At 56.9% G+C, this 1,108-nt stretch carries 1 protein-coding gene; it reads right to left on the bottom strand.

Going from position 1 to position 1,108, the window contains the following annotated elements; translation table 11 throughout:
* Positions 1-449: hypothetical protein (locus tag FJ980_RS33505; protein ID WP_140547653.1), on the bottom strand; the 449-nt coding region annotated here is incomplete at its 3' end.
* Positions 450-1,108 lie beyond the last annotated feature (659 nt).

The following is a 1,108-nucleotide window of genomic DNA, read 5'->3' as shown; positions in this document are numbered from 1 at the left end:
CCGTTTGTCTCCGACCAATTATAGAAGTGCTCGAAATTCGCGAATGAGGGGAACTGGTCGGAAAACTCTTTTTTGTATAGCTGCTTGAGGCCTCGCTTGCGTTCCGTCTGTTCCGCTCTCGCCTCAATATCCTGGTAAAGCCGATGATACCACGGCTTGAACGGCAGGAACGGAAAGGACACAATCGCAGCGACGCGAGGGCGCCAGGACGCGCCGTATCGCGGATGTATAAGTACATAAATCAGGAGAACTGGGAGGAGCCAGGAGACCAACCCCGCAACCATGTAGACAGCCACAAAAACCACGCGGCCCGCGAGATTGTCCCCCCAGCCCGTCGCCCAGAGGGAGGCGAGTTCGGCCTCATATCCTGTCAGGCGCGCGATATAGATCGGCATCTCGTATGAAAGCAGGCATGCGAGGAGCAATGCGATCCAGACAATAGCATCCATGACAACATCCATCGCGAATGGGTAAGTCGATCATAGAGGTTTCCGCTATCGCTATTAGTTGCCAATTCGAACAATGTCGAGCGGTCCGGCATGCGACTTTCAGCTGACCGCTATCGGAATAAAGGAGCGCGATGGCAGGCAACAACGTCACAGGCAGTGGAAGCGTCCGCGTGTCAGGCCGGGGATTAGCAGAAAGTCGTTCATGGCGCCCACGCAATCCCGCTCGGCAAAAGGATCGATCTGGCGGAAGTCTGTCTACAGCGTCGCCGCGATGACGCCGAAAAGGTATGATCGACGACGTAGTTGTCCCGTTGGGCGCGGCGCCGCCGTCCCATTCGGTCCCGCCGTACCAATAGTGATTGCCGGGAATATCGAGGACGGCGCGGAAGCGGTCGCACAGGCGGTCCACGACACTTGTAAGCCGGTGTCGCCCACAAGAAGCAAGATCGTCTTCGCGTCGTCGGCGCGAGCCGGCACGATGCGATCCGCGAATTTGGCGGCCCCGTAAAAATTCTCCGTCCAAACTCGGAATGAATGTCGGAGACAAGTCTGTATTGAAACGTCGCGGCATCCACACAACCCTTCCATCTCGCTTAGGGCCCCCCAGCTATCGCACTCAGTTGCAAGCACGGGAAAATTTCATCGCAAAGCGCAGTGAC

The organism is Mesorhizobium sp. B1-1-5, from assembly GCF_006443065.1.
Classification (GTDB): Bacteria; Pseudomonadota; Alphaproteobacteria; order Rhizobiales; family Rhizobiaceae; genus Mesorhizobium.
This window is presented reverse-complemented; position numbering and strand designations above follow the sequence as displayed.